Here is an 18167-nt window from a genome sequence, read left to right on the forward strand (position 1 = left end):
GAGGAGAACGCGATGTCCATTGAAGTGATCCATCGGCCGGAGCAGGAGCATCTGGAACGTCTCGGCGTATTCGACTGGCCGGTGTGGGAGAAGGAGGTTTCGACCTTCCCCTGGCACTACGACGAGCGCGAGGTCTGCTACATCCTGGAGGGCCAGGTGACGGTCACTCCGGACGGTGGTGGCGAGCCGGTGACGGTCGGCGAAGGCGACCTGGTGACCTTTCCCGAGGGCATGGGCTGCACCTGGGAGATCCACCGCGACATCCGCAAGCACTACCGCTTCGGCTGAACGACTTCAGCGGGCGAGCCACTGGGTGTCCAGGGCCGTGTTGAAGGTTTCCTCGACACGGCGCAGGTAGTAGAGCATGTCGACCGGCAGGTTGATGCCGTCGTGCATTTGCAGGGGGTAGAGGTCGGCGGCGATCACGCAGTCGGCGATGGATGGATGGCCGAGATAGAAGCGACTTGCGGCGAGGTGTTTCGCCAGATCCGGCAGACGGCTCAGCTTCGCCAGCTGGTTGTAGCCGTCGTAGCGGTCGTTGGCGAGTTCTTCCAGCGACAGGCCGAAGCGGTGCTGCACCTGGGCCTTGTAGTCGGCCAGGGCCTCGGCACTCTCGCCGATGCCGTGGCAGCCCGGCGCCAAGGGGGCGTACAGTCGATCGAGCACCACATCGACCTTGCTGCGCCAGTCCATCAGGGCCTGCCAGGCATCCTCGGGGATCACGCCTTCCGACAGGGGCTCGCCGGTCGGGAACAGGTGGTCGATATCGCGCAGCGCGGCGAATGTGTCCGTCAGCAAGGCGCCGTCATCCATCTGCAGGATCGGCGACTGGCGGGCCACGCCCAGCTCGAAGAAGGTCTCGTCGTCGAACCAGTCCAGCGCGACGGTTTCGAGCTCCACACCCTTGTAGCCACAGGCCAGGCGCAGGCGGTCGGCCTTTGCGTCGTGCGGGAAGTGGTAGAGCGTGGCCACGCGGTTATTTTCCGCGCTGGGCATGGCTCAGGATGAAGTCCCACTGCTCCTGGGTGATCGGCATGACCGACAGGCGGTTGCCGCGGCGCACCAGCGGGCAGTCCTCGAGCTGTGGCTGCTGCTTCAGCCAGTCGAGGGTGATGATGTCGCCGAATTTCTCCTCGAAGCCGACGTCTACCCGCAGCCAGCGCGGGTTGTCCGGGTCGCTCTTCGGATCGTAGTGCGGATCCTCGGGGTCGAAGGCGCAGGAGTCCGGATAGGCCTCCTTCTCGATGCGCAGGATGCCGACAATGCCCGGTGGCTTGGCGTTGGAGTGGTAGAAGAAGGCCAGATCACCCTTCTTCATCTCGTCGCGCATCATGTTGCGCACCTGGTAGTTGCGGATGCCGTCCCAGGGCTCCACGCCCACGCGTTCCAGGTCGTCGATGCTGAACTCGTCGGGCTCGGATTTCATCAGCCAGTAGGCCATGCGGGCTCCTCGTGCCGGATCGGGCGTGTGGGTCAGGTGTGCGTATTGTGCCGCGCGCGGCGGGGGAGCGCATGCCAGCCGGCCTCGGTGACCACACCGTCGAGCGGGACGTCCCATGGCTGGCTGGGGAGGGCCTCGACCCCCTGCAGGGCATGGGCCACGCCGATCAGCTTGGGTCGGCGGATGCCGAAGCGGCGGCGGGCGAAGTAGCGGTCGTAGTAGCCCGCGCCCATCCCCATGCGGTTGCCGGCGTGGTCGAACGCGACCAGCGGCAACAGTACCACCTGCATCTCGCGGCGCCAGATGCGCGGGGCATCGGGGCAGGGCTCGGCGATGCCGAAGCCGTTGTGGCACAGCGGCGCGTCCGGCCCCCAGGCGTGAAAGTGCATGCGTCCGGGGCGCTTGGCATCCATTACCGGCAGGGCAATGCGGGTGCCGCGTCGGGCCAGGGCCACGGTCAGCGGGGTCAGGTCCACCTCGCCGCGCAGGCCGCGATAGGCGCCGATGCAGTGCGGCTGCCAGCGCTGGAACCAGCGCAGCAGGTGATCGCAGATCAGGGCGGAATGGATCTCGAGCCGCTCGTCCGACAGCGCGGCGCGCTCGCGGCGCAGGCGCAGCCGAAGCTGGCGCAGTTCGTCAGGCGTGAAGGAGGTCTCGTCCCTGGACATACGATCCGCAAAAAATGAGGTGGACGCGCCCCGCGGGCGCCGGAGTGACCATCGACCTTGAACCAACGGTTCAGGTGGGAGAAGCCTCCGAATCTTAAGGCTTTCCGCTCGATGACGGACATGCGCAACGAAACGGAAGTGCTCGGTCCCGTGGTGAAGAATTAAGGCTCAAGGGTACCACCAGGCCACTTTCGCACGCCGCAGCGACGCGTCCGCCACCATTATGAACCAATCCCCCGGGGGTGTGCGCAACCATGATCACATCAGGGTTGCACGATCCACCCAGAGCGGAATCCGGCCGCTTGGGAGACTCGCCGGTTTGGATGGGTTTTAGCAATCAGGCCCGGGTGACGTAGGATTCGCGTTTTCCGGATGGATGCGAGCGGGCGGTATGCGACGAGTACCGGCCCTCTCCGGACAGTGCAGAGGAGCTCTATGGAATCGCCGCAGAAACTGATCCCGGGATACGCCAACGCCAAGGCGACGCGCCGGTATGCGGAGCACCACATGGCCGAGGGCAAGGCCGCCGAGGGCCACTACAGCGAGTTCTCGCGCGCCAAGATGCGCCTGTCCAGCCTGGGCATTGGCACCTTTGGCGGCGCCGCCACAGCCGAGGTGGATGCCGCGATCTCCGCCATCGTCGCCCGCGGGCTGACCGAAGGCATCAATGTCGTGGACACCGGTGCTCACTACCGCTACGGCCGTTCGCTGGCAGCCGTTGGGGCAGGGGTGCGCACGGCCCTGGAGGCCGGGGTCCCGCGCGAGGCGATGTTCCTGATCTCCAAGGGTGGGTTCCTGACGCTGCGCGGTGGTCCGCCGGAGGACATGGATGCCTGGTTCCAGCGCGAGATCGAGTCCCAGGGCATGGGCACGCGGGACGATCTGGCCAAGGGCGCGCACCTGCTGACGCCGGAATACATCCACTACCAGCTGGAGTTGTCGCGCTCGCTGATGGGGGTGGAGACGCTGGATGCCTTCATCGTCGACCAGCCCGAGGTCCACATCCACGAGATCGGCAAGGAGGCGACCAACCGCAAGCTGGAACCGGTCTTCGAGGTGCTGGAGCGCGCTGCGCGGGAGAAGAAGATCCGCGCCTACGGGATCTCCACCTTCGAGGGTTTCCGCGAGGAGACCGATGCCGCCGTGTTCCAGTCGCTGACCTCCATGCAGGGTCTGGCCGAACGGGCGGCCCAGACCGTGACCGGCGACGACCACGCCCGGCACCACTTCAAGATTGGGATGCTCCCGTTCAACCAGGTGATGCTGGAAGGCTTTACCCGCTTCAATACCGCGACCGGGCAGGGCAATGTGGCCAGCCCGCTGCAGGCCGCGCACCAGCTGGAGGTGTACATGTTCGCCTCCCATTCCATGCTGAAGGGACACCTCGCTCAGCAGTCGGTGGAAGTGGTCGAGCAGCAGTTGGCGAACCTGCCCAATCCGGCGCAGCGCGCAATGCAGTTCAACCGCTCCACGCCGGGGCTGGGAACATCCCTGGTCGGCATGAGCACGCCGGAGCACCTGGACGACATGCTGGCGGTGATGCGCGAACCGCTGCTGGAGAAGAAGGCCTACCTCGGGATGTTCAAGAAAGCCGAGGAGTAAACCGGGGCGCCGGCCTCATCCGGCCCCGGACCTCGGCTGCGATAGAGAATTCATGCACAAGGGTATGTCATGCAGGTTGATCTGAAGGCCCTCGAATTCCCCGCGATCCAGCGTCTGCTGGAGCGCCTGACCGCGACGCCCTACGGCGCGGATGCCGCGCGGGGGCTGGAACCGGCACCGAATCTGGATGCGGCGCGCGCGCTGCAGACCGCGGTGACGGTCGCGCGCCAGCGTCTGGATGCCGGCACCCTGCCGCGTCTCGGGCAACTGCCGGACGTGCGCGCGGCGCTGCGCCAGGCGTCCAACCCCGGGTCCGCGCTGCCGGTGCAGGCGCTGCACAACCTCCAGACGATCATGCGTCAGGCCCGCGAGCTGGCGGATCAACTGGCGGACACCCCCGAGATCTATCCGGCGGACCTGAACAAGCTGTATCCGCCCGAGGGGCTGGAAGAGCGCCTGTCAGCGTGCCTGAACCCCGGCGGGTCGCTGCGCGAGGACGCGAGCCCCGCGCTGGTCGAGGCCTTCGAGCAGCGCGGACGCCTGCGCGACGAGGTCGAGGCGGTGGTGAAAAAGCGCCTGGCGGCCTCCGATGTCGCGCAAAAGGGCGAGGACGCGCTGAAGGTGCAGTGGCACCAGGAGCGCGCGGTAATGGTCCTGCACGGCGAGGCGGCCAATGCGGTCAAGGGCGTGCGTCGCGGCACCGCGATGGGCGGGCGCGACCAGATCGTCGAGCCGATCGAGGCGGTGCCGTTGAACAATCAGCTGGATACGGTCAACGGCCAGATCAATACCGAGCAGCAGCGCCTGCTGCGCGAGCTGACCGACGTGGTGCGCCAGTATGGCGAGCCGCTGGAACTGATGCTGACCGCGCTGACCTGGATCGACCTGGCATCCGCCGCCGCGCAGCTATCCGCGCAGATGAATGCCCATGCCCCGCGGCTGGAGGCGGAGGCCGGTGTGGAGTTGATCGAGGCCTACCACCCGCTGCTGCTGTTGCAGTTCGCCGAGGGCAACGGGCCGCAGCCCGTGCCGCTGTCGATCCGGCTGGATGGCGAGCAGCCGCTGTTGCTGATCACCGGGCCGAATACCGGCGGCAAGACGGTCGCGCTGAAAACGCTCGGGCTGCTGGTCACCATGGCCTGGTGCGGACTGCATATCCCGGCCGAACAGGACTGTCGCATCGGGCGCTTCGACCAGGTGATGGTCGATGTCGGCGACAACCAGAGCCTGTTCCACCACCTGTCGACGTTTGCCGGGCATGTGGAGGTCCTGAAGCGCATCCTTGACCACGCCGGGCCGGAGAGTCTGATCCTGCTGGACGAGCTGGGTACGGGCACCGACCCGGACGAGGGAGCGGCACTGGCGATGGCGATGCTGGACGAATTGCGTGCGCGTGGCACGCGCGGGATCGTGAATACCCACCTGGCGCCGCTGAAGGACTATGCCGCCCAGCACGCGGGCATTGTGAACGCGTCAATGCAGTTCGATGCCGAGACGTTGTCCCCGACCTACCGGCTGCTGATTGGCGAGCCGGGCGTGTCCTTTGGTCTCACGATCGCCGAGAAGAACGGGCTGCCGGCCCAGCTGGTGGCGCGCGCACGCGAGCATTTCGCCGAACTCCCCACCGCCCAGGCCGGGGGCGATCCCGACAGGGGCTGATTCCCTCAGGGGAGGGCTACCACATCAGGTCGTCGGGGACGACGTAGTCCTTGTACGGGTCGTCGGGATCGGGCTCGGAACCGCCGCTTTCCTCGGCCGGGATGACCAGCGGCCATTCGGCATCCCGCTCGCGGATCCTGTCCGCGATCTCGCGGGGAATTACGCGGAAACCCTTGCTCGGGTGCAGCTCCAGGCCGGCCAGCGCCGCGCGCCCGTCGACCAGCCGCTTGCGTGTGTCCTCGGTCACCGGCAGGTGGCGGATCTGTCCGTCGAACTGGAAGTGGTAGTCGATCGCGGCGTCGCCGGTGGGGATCGGGGCCAGGTGCTGGTTGACCAGCTCGCGAATCTGAGCACGGCGCGCACGGCGTTCGGCCTTTTCCTGCCGTTCCTGGTTCTTCTCCCGCGAGCGCTGGGCCTGCTCGGCCTGGCGAGCCGCAGCGGCGCTGGCTTCGGCGTCGGCGGGCTTGCCCTTTTTCTTTTTCGGTTGTGTCTTCTGGGCCTTGTGCTTCTGGCTCTTGGCCTTGCGCACCTGTTTTTCGTCCACCAGCCCGGCCTTCAGGAGCTGGTTGCGCAGATCGTCCGACATGCCGCTTGCCTGTAGAAAATGTGCCGGGAGGATAGCCTATGTGCAGCCGACCTGTGTGAGTTGGGGTATCCCGTGCCGGATCTCGGTCACGGTCAGGCCCGGGAACAGGAGCCGCAGACGCCGCGTGAGGTTGGGGGTCGTGGCCGGATCACCGAGATTCTGGGCGGACTGAAACAGGCGCAACGCAGCCGTTCGTTCGCATGCGACCTCCAGCTCCTTTGTGGCGGCGTACAGCGCCGCCCGGTTCGGCTGGCGGGGGCCTTCGGGTTTGAGGCGGCGGCGCAGCGCGCGCACGCGCGAGGTGGTTTGTTCTTGCCAGTTCGCCGCAGCCTTCACCAGCTTTTCCCAGTCCCCTGTGCGTATGCCGCCCGGGTACCACAGGGCGAACAGGGCGAGGATGACATCGACGTCATAGCTCTCCTGCCAGCGCAACAGACGTTCCCGGGCTGGTGCGGAGGCCCAGATTCGCAGGGAGAAATCCCAGAAGCTGTCGAAGTCGTGTGGCCTGGCAGCCTCAGGCACTGCTGGCGGCGGGTGTGATGGTTACGCCAGCGGCGTTGCGGAGGCTCTGCGGCTCGAGGATCTCAAGATCCCGGGTGTGCAGGCTGATCACGCCCTGTTTGCGCAGTTGGGTAAACAGGCGGCTGATGGTTTCTTGGGTTAGCCCCAGGTGGTTGGCGATGTCGGCACGCGACATCGGCAGATAGAAGCGTTCGGTTGACAAACCTCGCGCACGATGACGCTCTGAAAGGGTTACCAGAAAGGTAGCCAGGCGTTGTTCCGCTGTGCGCTGTCCGAGCAGGGCGTGCAGGCTTTCGTCCTGGGCCAGTCCCTGGCTCATCACGTTCATCATGTGCTGTCGGAAGGTAGGTAGCCGGTCGGCGAGATCGTCCACATGGGTGTACGGGACCGCGCACACACTGGTGGATTCCAAGGCGACGGCACTGACCGGATGCTGGCCGGAATGGATCGCGTCCAGGCCCAGCAGATCGCCAGCGAGCGCGAAGCCGGTGATCTGTTCGGTGCCGTCGTCGGTGTTAAGCACGGTTTTCAGTGCGCCGGTACGGACGGCGAACAGGGTATCGAAGCGCGAACCCATATTGAACAGAGCCGTCCCTTTCTCGATCGGACGGCGCTGTTGAACAATCTCGTCGAGTTGCCAGAGTTCGTGCTGTGGCAGCCCCACCGGCAGGCAGAGCTGACGCAGAGTACAGTGTTCGCAGGCTTGGGTCGGGCGCAGTGTCATGGGCTCAGGTTAGCGGTTTTGGCTGCGGCGAGGGAAGCGCTCGCGCTTGCTGGCAGAAGGTGGCCCGCATTATGAATTCCGTTATGGTGAGTGAGGAACCTTTCGGAATGCCTGGGATCAGCCATTTCAGAGGCTTGCGGCGGAGCGGCTGCGATATCTAGACTCTGTTTAATATAGCAGACGATTCGCAAGGGAAGGGATGCAATGATCGAACGGATGCTGAACGAATACATGCGCCACGGCACGCTGATCCTGCGCGAGCCGGATGGGAGCGAGCGCCATTTCGGGCAAGGTGCGCCCGAGATAACGCTGCAACTCCATGATCGGGCCGCGCTCAAGCGCATCGCGCGCGATCCCGGATTCCAGCTTGGCGAGACCTACATGGATGGGCTCTGGTCGCCTGGCCCCGAAGGCATCCGGGTGTTTCTGGACGTGACCATGCGCAACTTCGCGCCCATGTTTCAGCGCCGTGTGCACCCACTGGTGTGTATGTTCCGCGCGATTCTCGAGCAGGGAAACCGCATCGCGCGCAGCTACCAGAATATCTCCCATCATTACGACGTCGATGAATGGCTGTTCCGCCGGTTTCTCGACGACGGCATGTTCTACAGTTGTGCCTATTTCGAACGTCCGGACATGACCCTGGAGGAAGCCCAGCAGGCCAAGTGCGCGATGCTGCGCAAGAAGTTGGTGCTGGAACCCGGCCAGCGGGTACTGGATATCGGCTGTGGCTGGGGTGGTCTGGCCTTCCATCTGGCCGAGAATGCCGATGTCCAGGTGGACGGGATCACCCTCTCAAGAGAGCAACTGCGAGTGGCTCAGGCGGAGGCGAAACGCCGGGGCCTCGATGATCGCGTTCGCTTCTTCTATCAGGACTACCGCGAACACAACGACCAGTACGACCGGGTCGTCAGTGTCGGCATGTTCGAGCATGTCGGTGTGCCCAACTACGGCACCTTCTTCCAGCGGGTGAACGACCTGCTGAAGGAGGACGGCGTGGCTGTCTTGCACACGATCGGTCGCCAGGGGCCACCGGGTACGACCAACCCCTGGCTGAGCAGGTACATCTTCCCCGGTGGTTACACCCCGGCCCTGTCCGAGGTGATGGAGGCGCTGGAGCCGACCCCGCTGCATACCACCGATATCGAGTTCTGGCGGTTGCACTATGCCGAGACGCTCGCGGAATGGTACCGCCGTTTCCAGAAGGTCCGCGCCGAGGCCGTGGATCACTTTGACGAACGCTTCTGCCGCATGTGGGAGTTTTATCTGGCCAGCTGCGAGGCGACGTTCCGCTGGTGGCGCCAGGTGGTCTTCCATATCCAGATGGCCAAGCGACAGGATGCCGTGCCATTGACCCGTGACTATCTGTATTCCGATACGGCGCCTGCGGTGGTCTCTACGCCGCCCGGTGAGGCGGCTTCCCAGAGTCGTAGCGCGGCGTAGCTCCAGCGTATTCAGCATTCGACCGAGCATTTTCCGCTAAGCGGCCGCCCGCAACCCTGCTGTTTTCCCTACACTTCACCAAAACGCTGAAGGGCAGGGACGACGGGTGTTTGGCAGGTTTCGCAAGCGGCAGCAGCAGGAGGCCCCGGAGGCGGCGAGCCCGAGTCAGGAGCATGTGCTGATCGAGGCGGCCGGGCGCAGCCGGATCACCGAGGTCGCGGCCAGTGCGCGCAAGGTGCCCTGGTCGCTGAACATGCTGCAGCTGTTGTGGGCCGCAGGTCCGGTGACCTTCCTCGCCATGCAGGGGGGTTACTTCCTGGGCTTCGGCCACGCCGCTCCCGCTCAGAATTTTATCTTCTTTGCCGTCTACACCCTGTTGTTCGGGGTGATTGGTCTGCTGGCGCGTTTCATTGCCGATGCCACGCGTGGCAAGCGTCAGGAGCGTTCGCGCGAGCAGTTGCGCAACACGATCGACCTGTTACCGGATTTGCTTTTCGTTACGCGTGATCTCGCGATGGCCGAGATGGCCCCGGACATGCGACGACGCAAGGCGGCCGAGGTGTTGCTGCACGAGGTGGACATCTCGCCGGAAGGGGTCGCGGTCGCGGTGCGCGAGATGACCGGTGATACCAGCCTTGCATCAGCCGCGGAGCAGATCGAGATCTACCGTCGGCTGGGGCTGCGCTCGCGCGTGGCCGATCTGGTCGATGCAACCGTGGATGCACGGCTGGCCGCGCTGGAAAAACTGCACCATGATGCCCCCGAACTGGCGGATCCGTTACGTGACCGCCTGCAGGGTCTTGCGCCAACCCGCGAGGATGGCGTGCGACGAATCGAACAGTTTCTGGATCGCCTGTTCTCGGCGGCGGATTCGGACGACCTGACCCGCTGTACGCTGGAAGATGCACAGGCCGTGTTCGTGCTCGCCTTTGAGCTGGTCAATGGGCGGCAGATCCGCCGGCTGAGTTTCGAGTGGTCGGGAGGTTGGCGGCTCGGTAATGCACTGGACCGGCTTGAGCACCAGGGCAATCGCTTCCGTGTTGCGCAGGCTGCAGTGGTTAGCCGGCTACGGTCGCTGGCAACCTTGCTGGCGCAACATCCGGTGAGCACACTGGACCCGCAGGTGCTGCGCGAGCCAACCCTCGAGATGGGGCGTGAAGTACTGCGGACCCTGCTGCAGCTGGAGCAGTCTCGTCCGCCTGTGCATTCGCCGGAAGGCCGACTGCTGGGGCGTGCACTGCGTTACGTCGAGGGCCTGCGTGCGGCACGTGACCAACTCATTCAGGCCCAGAGCCGTTACGCCACCGCAGTTGAACGCTGGGAGGCATTACGGCGCAAGGAGGTCGAGAAGAAGGGTCAGAAGAGCTGGTTCAAGCGCAGCGCACGGGGCATCCGGGTCAGCGAAGAAGTGATTGAACTTACGGACGACCAGAAGCTGCGCCTTGCCGATCGTTTCTGCGAGTACCTGTCGGAACTCGGCATCCAGCGCGAGGGCGACCTGTTCAAGCTTGCGGGGCACCCCCTGGAGGAGGAAGCTGCCAAGCGGATCGGTATCCAGCTGGCATTGATTCTGGAGCCGTTGGTGGATCTGACCAATCCCAGTATTCAGCGAGCGATCTATGCGAATCCGGCGGCCTATCTGGGTGGGCTTTATGTCGGCATGAGTGCGGATGCCAAGGCAGGTTTGGGTTCGGCGATGGTACGCCTGGTGCGCCAGGACCTGGGGCGCACGGCGGAGTGGCTGGCACTGCGCTTGACACGCATCTACTACCTGCCGTTGTCCGACTCCATGCGCGAATTTCTGGTTCAAAAATATGGCGCCAATCCGGAGCGCCTGGAGATGCTGGCGGCGCACCCGGTGGAGGAGGGCGCACAGACGCCGCCGGTGGCATTGCGTGCCGAGCGCTCACCAGAGTTCGATGCCATGTTGCAGGACAAGGCCTGGGGTCGGCTGCTCAAGCGTGGAGCGCGTTATCTGCAGGCGGATGCGCAGCACTCCTGACGCGGGGCCACGTTGCGGGCCTGGCAATTTCTTGACCAATTGTGTAGGCTTTCGTGCGTTTTCTGGTGCCCGCCGGCGTGTCTCGCCGGAGGTTAAACGGGAAGATCGGTGAGTCCGCCCACGGCTGTGGGTGACTCGGGACGAATCCGACGCTGCCCCCGCAACGGTGATCGAGCGAGAGGCCCTGATGGCCTCTGATGGTCGCGGCATACGCCACTGAACGGAATCGTTCGGGAAGGCGCCGCACCGGAACGTTCGTCAGCCCGGAGACCGGCCAGGGAATGATCGCGCGGCATGCGGCGGGCATGCGAGGCGGATGGTCGGCCCGGCCGCTAGTCGGTTGTTGCCGGTCTCCCCCGTGTTTGTCTCCCCCTGTCTGCGTGGTCCCGACGAATTTACGGCGTGCGGGCGGCTCGCCGGGAGACACGGACGACATGAAACGCACAGCACTTTCCACGGCCATCCTGCTGGCCACGACTCCGCTTCTGGCCGAGACACCGGACTCCGATTCCGAAGCGCACACCCTCGATGTGGTTCAGGTCACGGCCGCGCGTATCGCGCAGACGGTCGACGAGGCCCTGTCCTCGGTCACCGTCATCGACCGCGAAGAGATCGAGCGCCTGCAGCCGCAGCAGTTCACCGACCTGCTGGAAGGCCGCGCCGGGATCGAGACCTCCCAGAACAGTGCCTTCGGCAAGACCACCTCGGTCCACACGCGTGGCACCAGTTCCGACCACACCCTGCTCCTGATCGACGGGGTGCGCATGGGGTCGGCCACCAGCGGCGGGGCAAGCTGGCAGTTCCTGCCGCCGGAGGAGATCGAGCGCGTGGAGATCGTCCGCGGGCCGCGTACCAGCATCTACGGCTCCGATGCCATTGGCGGCGTGGTGCAGGTCTTTACCCGCGAGGGCAAGAAGGGACCGCCAAGGGTGAACGCGTTTGTCGGGGGCGGCAGCTTCAACACCTGGGAAACGGGTGTGGGTGTCGCCGGCAGAACCGAGAACACCAACTACAGCTTCTCGCTCAGCCACTTCGAGACCGACGGCATCAACGTCCAGGATGACGTTGGCGATGACGACCGTGACGGCTACGACAACACCTCGCTCGCGACCAAGGTGACCCACCGTCTGGACAACGGTGCGGAGGTCTTCGGGAATATGTTGTATTCGGAAGGTTCAACCGAGTTCGATACCGATTCCCAGTTCTCGCCGGACTCCTCGGACTTTGTGCATGCGGCCTTGCGGGCTGGCTTCCGTATTCCGGTTACGCGGCAGTGGCAGACGGAACTGTCGGTTGGCCACAGCCGTGACGAGTCGGAGAATTTTCTCGACGGCGAATTCTTTTCCCAGTTCGATACACGTCGCGACATGATCGACTGGCGCAACGATATCGATTTCGGGGATCGCGTTTACCTCGTGACTGGTATTGATGCGCACGAGGACCGCGTCGAGAGCGACACCGATTACGATGAAGGTTCGCGTTACAACGTTGGAGCGTACTCCGTGGTGCAGGTGGATCTTGGGCGCCACGATCTCGAAGGCAGCCTGCGCTACGACGACAACGAGCAGTTCGGGGACAAGACGACCGGTCAGGTCGCATGGGGCATGCAGGCCTCGGAAACGGTTCGGTTGCGGGCTTCCTACGGCACGGCGTTCAAGGCACCTACGTTCAATGATCTCTACTTCCCGGGGTTCGGAAACCCCGATCTTGATCCGGAGACCTCCCGCACGTTTGAGTTCGGCGCCCGCTACACCAGCGGGCCGTACTATGCCGATGCCGCCATCTTCCAGACCGATCTCGACCAGATGATCACCTTCGATCCCATCGCATTTCGGGCAGAAAACGTGGACGAGGCCCGGATTCGCGGCGTCGAACTGGAAGGGGGTTACGACGGAGCCCAATGGGTCTCTCGCGCCTCCCTGACCTTCCTGGATGCCGAAGACCGGGAGACTGGAAACGAACTGCGTCGCCGCTCGCCCGTCACGGCGCGCGTGGATCTGGATCGCCAGTTCCAGCGTTTCTCCATGGGGAGCTCGGTCATCGCCAAGAGCCGTGCCTACAATGATCGCGACAATGAGGAACGGCTTGCCGGGTACGGACTGTTGAACCTGCGTGCGAGCTATCAGATTGCGCCGGAATGGCAGATTCAGGCGACGGTCAATAACGTGTTCGACAAGGACTACGAGACGGCTCGCGGTTATAACCAGCCGGGGCGGGCGGCGTTCGTGAAGCTGCGCTACCAGCAGAGGTGATGCATGGGTAATCGACTGTCGAAGATTGCGACCCGTACGGGTGACGAAGGCCGGACCGGCCTGGGCGATGGCTCGCGGGTGGACAAGGACAGCCACCGCGTCGAGGCGTTTGGCGACGTGGACGAGCTGAACAGTGTCGTGGGCCGGGTGCTGGTCCACGATCTCCCGGAAGAGGTTCGGCGCGTGCTGGCTCTGGTTCAGCACGAGCTGTTCGACCTGGGGGCGGAGCTGGCAGTGCCGGGGCATCAGGCACTGCCGGATGCCTCTGTGGAGCGGCTCGATGTGGAGCTGGAAAGCTTCAACGCCGAGTTGCCGCCGCTCGAAGAGTTCATCCTGCCGGGCGGTGGCCCGGCCACGGCCGACTGCCACATCGCCCGTACGGTCTGCCGGCGCGCGGAACGTCGTCTGGTGGCGGTGAATCACCATGAGACGCTGCGGCCAAGCTCGCTGGCCTACATCAATCGCCTGTCGGATCTTCTGTTCGTGCTCTGCCGTGTCCTTGCGCGTCACGAGAACGGTGCGGAAGTCCTCTGGCAGCCGGCCAACAAGCGCGGCTGAGACCGCCCGCGTCTGCCGGTTTTCGGGTGCCGTTTCCACGGCACCCTCCTGCGCATAACTGACTGGCGACGCCACCATTGCACCGGTCGCGTCGCCCCATCGGATTTTCTTCGGGGTTCATCGCATGTCCTTCTGGAAACGCAGCCTGGTTTTGCTGATCGTCATACTGTGGAGCGCGCCCGCCTGGGCAGGACCCCAGATCGTCGGCATCGTCTCCGAGCGCTCGGCCCCCGAGGTAGCCGCCGGTGCGCATCGATTCCTGGAGGCCGTGCCGGATGCCGAGGTGGTGCTGCGCACGCCGGAGCAGTTGGCGGACAAGTCGGACTCGTCAATCCAGGCGCTGTGGCGCGATGCCGACGCGGTGCTCGTGGCAGCGGTGTTCGGGGACCAGGCCGGTCGTCTCGAACGTCTGCTGCGCGAAGAGCCACCGGCCGAGTCAGCGCCGATCCTCGCGATCAACAGCGAACGGCGCCTGACCGCGTTGTCCCGCATCGATGGCCAGGTGGTGCTGGAGGAACTGGACGAGGAGGCCCGGACCGAACTGACCGAGAACCCTGAAGCGGGCGAGGATCCGCGCGAGCACCTGGCCAGGCAGCAGGAGCGCTTCTCAAACCAGGCCGACTGGCTGACCGGACGTGCGTTCTATCAGGGCCGCACACCGGAGAACATGGAGGGCATGATGCGCTGGCTGGCCGCTCGGGGCGGGCACTCGATCGAGGTGCCGGAACCGGATCCGCGCGAGACCATCCGCTATTACCGGGATGGCCAGTCGGTGGCCGACCCGGAGGATCTTGGCCTGGATGCCAGGCCGGCCGTGGTCGTGCTGGACCTGGATACCGGTGACCGTCCCGGTGACCGCGAGCTGATGGATGCGACCTGCGAGGCGCTTGAGGCCCGGGATATCCAGTGCTTCGCGGTACTCGCGCGCTGGGGTGGGGCCAGTCGCGAGGCGGTCGAGAATCTCGCGGCATCGGCGGCACCCGCCGAACTGAGCGGGATCGTCAGCCTGCAGGACTTCGTTGTGGGCGGCGGTGGCAATCGCGAGGCGGTGGCCGAGGCCTTCGCCGAGCTGGATGTCCCGGTGGTCAAGGGGATTCGTCTGGCGGACGTGAGCGAGACCGAGTGGCGGCTCTCGCACGAGGGCATCCCCTGGGACAAGGTCCACTATCACGTGGCCATGCCGGAATTGCAGGGCGCCAGCCAGCCGATGGTGCTGGCGACCGCGGGCGAGCCCACGCAGGACGAACGCACCGGTGTGCAGCTGGCCCTGCCCGAGCCGGTGGGCGAGCGGGTGGAGGCCCTGGCCGACCGGATGCAGCGCTGGGACCGGCTGCGCCAGCTGGACAACGCCGACAAGCGGGTCGCGGTCGTCTACTACAACCATCCGCCCGGTCGCCAGAACATTGGCGCCGACAAGCTGGACGTCCCGGAATCACTGCTGGAGATCCTGCAGCGGCTGGAGGCCGCCGGGTACGACCTCGGGGACAAGGTGCCGGAGGATGCCGAGGCCCTGCTGGACCTGATTCAGGACCGGGCGGTGAATCTGCCGGAACAGGCAGATGCGCTGGACGCGATCGCCGGCCGGGTCGCCTCGCTGGATCGCGATCAGTACCAGGCCTATTTCGACGGCTTGCCCGCCGCGGTGCAGGCAGAGCTGGTCGACGGACCGATCGGCTACCTGCAGGCGCGCCTGGAGGCGGCCAGGGACGCGGACAAGCACGAGCTGGCGGAAGCCGCGCTGGAAAGCGGTGTTGGCGATCTGCGGCATATGCTCGAGAGCTACCCGCACGATGTCCAGGAACGGGCGCTGGATCTGCTCGCCCAGTACGAGGCCGCCTGGGAGGCCACGCTGGCCGGTGAAGACGAACACGAATCCACCGAACAGCTGCGCAAGGCCCTGGTGCGTACAGGGATTCCGGGGCTGACCGGATGGGGCGAGCCGCCGGGCGAGGCCATGACGCGCGACGGCGAGATGCTCTTCCCGGGTATCGAGTTCGGCAACGTGTTCATCGGCCCGCAGCCGCCGCGCGGATGGGAGGTCAGCGAGCGCTTGCTGCATGCGAACACGACCTTCCCGCCGACTCACCAGTACGCCGGTTTCTATCACTGGATTCGGGATTATTTCGAGGCGGATGCGCTGGTCTATGTCGGCCGCCATTCCACCCGCGAGTTCCTCCCGCGCCGGCGTGCGGGGCTGGCACCGGACGACTACCCCGAGATCCTCGGTGGCGACCTGCCGATCATCTATCCCTACATCGTCGATGGCGTCGGCGAGGGCATCCAGGCCAAGCGCCGCTCGATGGGCGTGATGATCAGCCACCTGACGCCGCCGCTGGCGGCCACCGAGCTCTACGACAGCCTGCTGGAACTGCGCCAGCTGGTGGAGACCTACGAGGCCGCGGCCCAGCCCGATGCGGCCACCCGCTCACGCGCCGCCCAGACCCTGCGCGAGCGTATCGACGAGCTGGGCCTGACGGAGACCATCGAACGCGAACTGGCGCGGGGCCATCACCATAACGGCGACGACGACGGAGATGGGCACCACGATGACCACTCCGACGGGCATGACCAGGACGATGGCCATGGACATGACGATCATGGCACCGACGATGATCATGGGGATGACCACGGGCACGACCACGGGCACGGTGACACTCCGCTCGCGGAGATGGATGAAGAGCTGCTGGTGCACGAGATCGGCCACTACCTGACCGACATGCAGGAGGACCAGATGCCGCTGGGTCTGCATGTGTTCGGTCGCGACTGGTCGGACGAAGCCGTGGACACCATGCTCGAGTCGATGGCCGGTGACGGCGAGGCCGGTGACGACTGGGACGCCAGGCTGCGGGGTTCGCCCGCCAGTGAACGCGCCCATCTGCTGGCCGCCCTGGAGGGTCGGTTCGTGCCACCGGGTCAGGGCAACGATCCGATCCGCACGCCGGATGTACTGCCCACTGGGACAAACTTCCATGCCCTGTCGGCGGACCTGGTGCCAACACGAATCGCTTGGGGCATCGGTCAGGAACTCGCCGCGGATGCCCGCGAGCACGGTGATCCGGAAGCGGATGGCAGCGAGGCCATCATCCTCTGGGCCTCCGACACCGTGCGTGACGAGGGGGTGATGATCGCCTTCGGCATGGACATGCTGGGTATTCGTCCGGCCTGGAACAGTCGCGGCATCGTCCAGGGTCTGGAACGCATGGACCTTGATGAAGCCGAACGCGACCGCCGTCGCGATGCCCTGTTTACTACCTCCGGTCTGTTTCGCGACCTCTACGAGGACCAGCTCGTGTGGCTGGACCGGGCCGCACGGCTGGCGCTGGATGGCGCCTCGCAGACCATCCTCGAGGAGCACCCGGAACTGGAAGAGGCCCTGGAAGCGGCCCTGGCTCCGCTGGCGGAGGATCTGCGCGACCCCGGCGACGAGGCGTTGGCGCGTAATGATGTCGCCGCGCAGTGGGTGGAGGACACCGAGGCCCTGCGCGCGGCGGGGCTGGACGGTGCTTCCGCCGGGGAGCAGGCCGCGCTGCGCGTGTTCGGCACCGCACCGGGGGCGTACGGCGCCGGGGTCAACCGCCTGGCGGACCGTTCCGGTGCCTGGGAGGATCGCGCCGAACTGGGCGCGGCCTACCTGCGCCGCATGGGGCATGCCTACGGCACGACTGCATCCGGAGATGCGGCACACGAGGCGTTCGAGTCGCGCGTGGCCGGGGTCGGGCGCACCTATCTGGGGCGCGCCTCGCACCTGTACGGGCTGCTGGACAACGACGACGGCTTCGATTTCCAGGGCGGGCTCTCCACTGCCGTGGAAAGCCTGCGCGGCGAGGTGCCGGACAACCGCGTGCTGCAGCATGCCGACCCGGACAACCCGCAGGTGGAGACGCTGGGGCGCGCGCTGATGCGCGAACTGCAGGGGCAGAACCTGAACCCGCAGTGGATCGAACCGTTGATGGATCACGGCTATGCCGGGGCCCGCACCATGGCCCGCGACTTCGTCGACAACCTGTGGGGCTGGCAGGCCACCAACCCCGAGATCGTGCGCTCCTGGGTCTGGGAAGAGGTGCACGACATCTACCTGCAGGACCGGCACGGACTGGGCGTGGACGAATTTCTCGCCGACGGCCACAACGTGCATGTGAAGACCCACCTGCAGGCCGTGCATCTGGTGGCTGCCAGCCGCGGGTTCTGGGAGGCCGAGCCGGAGGTACTGGACGCCCTGTCCGAACGCTTCGCCGAACTGGTTGCGGAACACGGCCTGCCGGGCAGCGGGCACACACGCCCCGACCACCCGATGCTGGACGAGGTGGCCGAACGCCTGGAGGACCCCGAACTGCGCGAGGCCTTCGAGGCCGTGCGCGCGTCCGCGCAGATCGATCGCGCACAGGCGGAGGCCGACCCCAGTCGTGTCACGGAGATCCAGCCGCTGGAGGACCCGGACGCCCGGGAGATGCAGGAGCTGCCGGAAGCGGCCGAGGCCGAGAGTGGCCAGGAGACCGGCGACGAGGCGGCCGGCATGCCCTGGATTCCCTGGCTGGTCGCCGCCGCGCTGTTCCTGTTGCTGATCGGCGGTATCGCCGCAGGCCGCCGGCGATAGCCGCCGCTTGGGTATCTCCTGTAGGAGGCCAGCCCTCTGGCCGATGGGGTCTATCCGGCGGCCCATCGGCCAGGGGGCTGGCCTCCTACGCAAGAAATGCAGGAAGCGCCGAACAA

The 18167-nt window shown here is 65.7% G+C and carries 14 protein-coding genes, 1 other RNA gene and 1 riboswitch; of the genes, 8 read left to right on the forward strand and 7 right to left on the reverse strand.

The genetic code is table 11. The features are described 5' to 3' along the window. Positions 1 to 12: 12 nt before the first annotated feature. Positions 13 to 288 (forward strand): cupin domain-containing protein, encoded by a 276-nt coding sequence (locus C935_RS0106670; protein WP_018861744.1) that lies wholly within the window; start codon positions 13 to 15, stop codon positions 286 to 288. A 6-nt stretch (positions 289 to 294) separates the two neighbouring features. Here C935_RS0106670 and C935_RS0106675 read toward each other — a convergent pair whose 3' ends face one another. The 4 genes from C935_RS0106675 to ssrS form a co-directional block, all read right to left on the reverse strand. Beyond that, positions 295 to 972: a glutathione S-transferase family protein gene (locus C935_RS0106675; RefSeq protein WP_026278696.1), complete on the reverse strand. Its 678-nt coding sequence runs from the start codon at positions 970 to 972 to the stop codon at positions 295 to 297. Positions 973 to 976: 4 nt separating this feature from the next. Further along, positions 977 to 1441, reverse strand: a complete 465-nt coding sequence (locus C935_RS0106680; RefSeq protein WP_018861746.1) for an EVE domain-containing protein — start codon at positions 1439 to 1441, stop codon at positions 977 to 979. Between the two features lie 32 nt (positions 1442 to 1473). Further along, entirely contained in the window at positions 1474 to 2109 is a 636-nt protein-coding gene (locus C935_RS0106685) for a 5-formyltetrahydrofolate cyclo-ligase (RefSeq protein WP_018861747.1), read from the reverse strand. 24 nt (positions 2110 to 2133) lie between these two features. Then, positions 2134 to 2319, reverse strand: a non-coding RNA gene (ssrS, locus tag C935_RS13000) — 6S RNA. A gap of 225 nt (positions 2320 to 2544) precedes the next feature. Between ssrS and C935_RS0106690 the strand changes: the two genes are divergently transcribed. Next, positions 2545 to 3711 (forward strand): aldo/keto reductase, encoded by a 1167-nt coding sequence (locus C935_RS0106690; protein WP_018861748.1) that lies wholly within the window; start codon positions 2545 to 2547, stop codon positions 3709 to 3711. Between the two features lie 69 nt (positions 3712 to 3780). Next, complete coding sequence (locus C935_RS0106695) at positions 3781 to 5370, forward strand: DNA mismatch repair protein MutS (RefSeq protein WP_018861749.1); 1590 nt, start codon at positions 3781 to 3783, stop codon at positions 5368 to 5370. Positions 5371 to 5386: 16 nt separating this feature from the next. Here the strand turns inward: C935_RS0106695 and C935_RS0106700 are convergent, their stop codons facing one another. Genes C935_RS0106700 through fnr form a run of 3 tightly spaced genes read right to left on the reverse strand, consistent with a single transcriptional unit; the run spans position 5387 to position 7202 of the window. Further along, positions 5387 to 5956 carry a DUF2058 domain-containing protein gene (locus C935_RS0106700; protein ID WP_018861750.1) on the reverse strand — a complete coding sequence of 190 codons (570 nt, stop codon included), beginning with the start codon at positions 5954 to 5956 and terminating at the stop codon, positions 5387 to 5389. Positions 5957 to 5992: 36 nt separating this feature from the next. Beyond that, positions 5993 to 6478 (reverse strand): TIGR02444 family protein, encoded by a 486-nt coding sequence (locus C935_RS0106705; RefSeq protein ID WP_026278697.1) that lies wholly within the window; start codon positions 6476 to 6478, stop codon positions 5993 to 5995. Continuing rightward, positions 6471 to 7202 carry a fumarate/nitrate reduction transcriptional regulator Fnr gene (fnr, locus tag C935_RS0106710; protein ID WP_018861752.1) on the reverse strand — a complete coding sequence of 244 codons (732 nt, stop codon included), beginning with the start codon at positions 7200 to 7202 and terminating at the stop codon, positions 6471 to 6473. The genes C935_RS0106705 and fnr overlap by 8 nt, the downstream gene beginning before the upstream one ends. Positions 7203 to 7406: 204 nt before the next feature. On the opposite strand from fnr, the gene C935_RS0106715 reads away from it, so the two are divergent. The 5 genes from C935_RS0106715 (at position 7407) to C935_RS0106735 (ending at position 18051) form a co-directional block, all read left to right on the forward strand. Next, complete coding sequence (locus C935_RS0106715) at positions 7407 to 8645, forward strand: cyclopropane-fatty-acyl-phospholipid synthase family protein (protein ID WP_018861753.1); 1239 nt, start codon at positions 7407 to 7409, stop codon at positions 8643 to 8645. A 106-nt stretch (positions 8646 to 8751) separates the two neighbouring features. Next, positions 8752 to 10647 (forward strand): hypothetical protein, encoded by a 1896-nt coding sequence (locus tag C935_RS0106720; RefSeq protein WP_018861754.1) that lies wholly within the window; start codon positions 8752 to 8754, stop codon positions 10645 to 10647. Between the two features lie 46 nt (positions 10648 to 10693). Then, a riboswitch (cobalamin riboswitch) is annotated at positions 10694 to 10941 on the forward strand. A 140-nt stretch (positions 10942 to 11081) separates the two neighbouring features. Continuing rightward, positions 11082 to 12899, forward strand: coding sequence for a TonB-dependent receptor domain-containing protein (locus C935_RS0106725; protein WP_018861755.1), 1818 nt, complete (start codon positions 11082 to 11084; stop codon positions 12897 to 12899). A gap of 3 nt (positions 12900 to 12902) precedes the next feature. Beyond that, positions 12903 to 13457 carry a cob(I)yrinic acid a,c-diamide adenosyltransferase gene (locus C935_RS0106730; protein ID WP_018861756.1) on the forward strand — a complete coding sequence of 185 codons (555 nt, stop codon included), beginning with the start codon at positions 12903 to 12905 and terminating at the stop codon, positions 13455 to 13457. A gap of 124 nt (positions 13458 to 13581) precedes the next feature. After that, complete coding sequence (locus C935_RS0106735; protein WP_018861757.1) at positions 13582 to 18051, forward strand: cobaltochelatase subunit CobN; 4470 nt, start codon at positions 13582 to 13584, stop codon at positions 18049 to 18051. Positions 18052 to 18167 lie beyond the last annotated feature (116 nt).

Source organism: Thioalkalivibrio sp. ALJ3, from assembly GCF_000377205.1.
GTDB lineage: Bacteria > Pseudomonadota > Gammaproteobacteria > Ectothiorhodospirales > Ectothiorhodospiraceae > Thioalkalivibrio.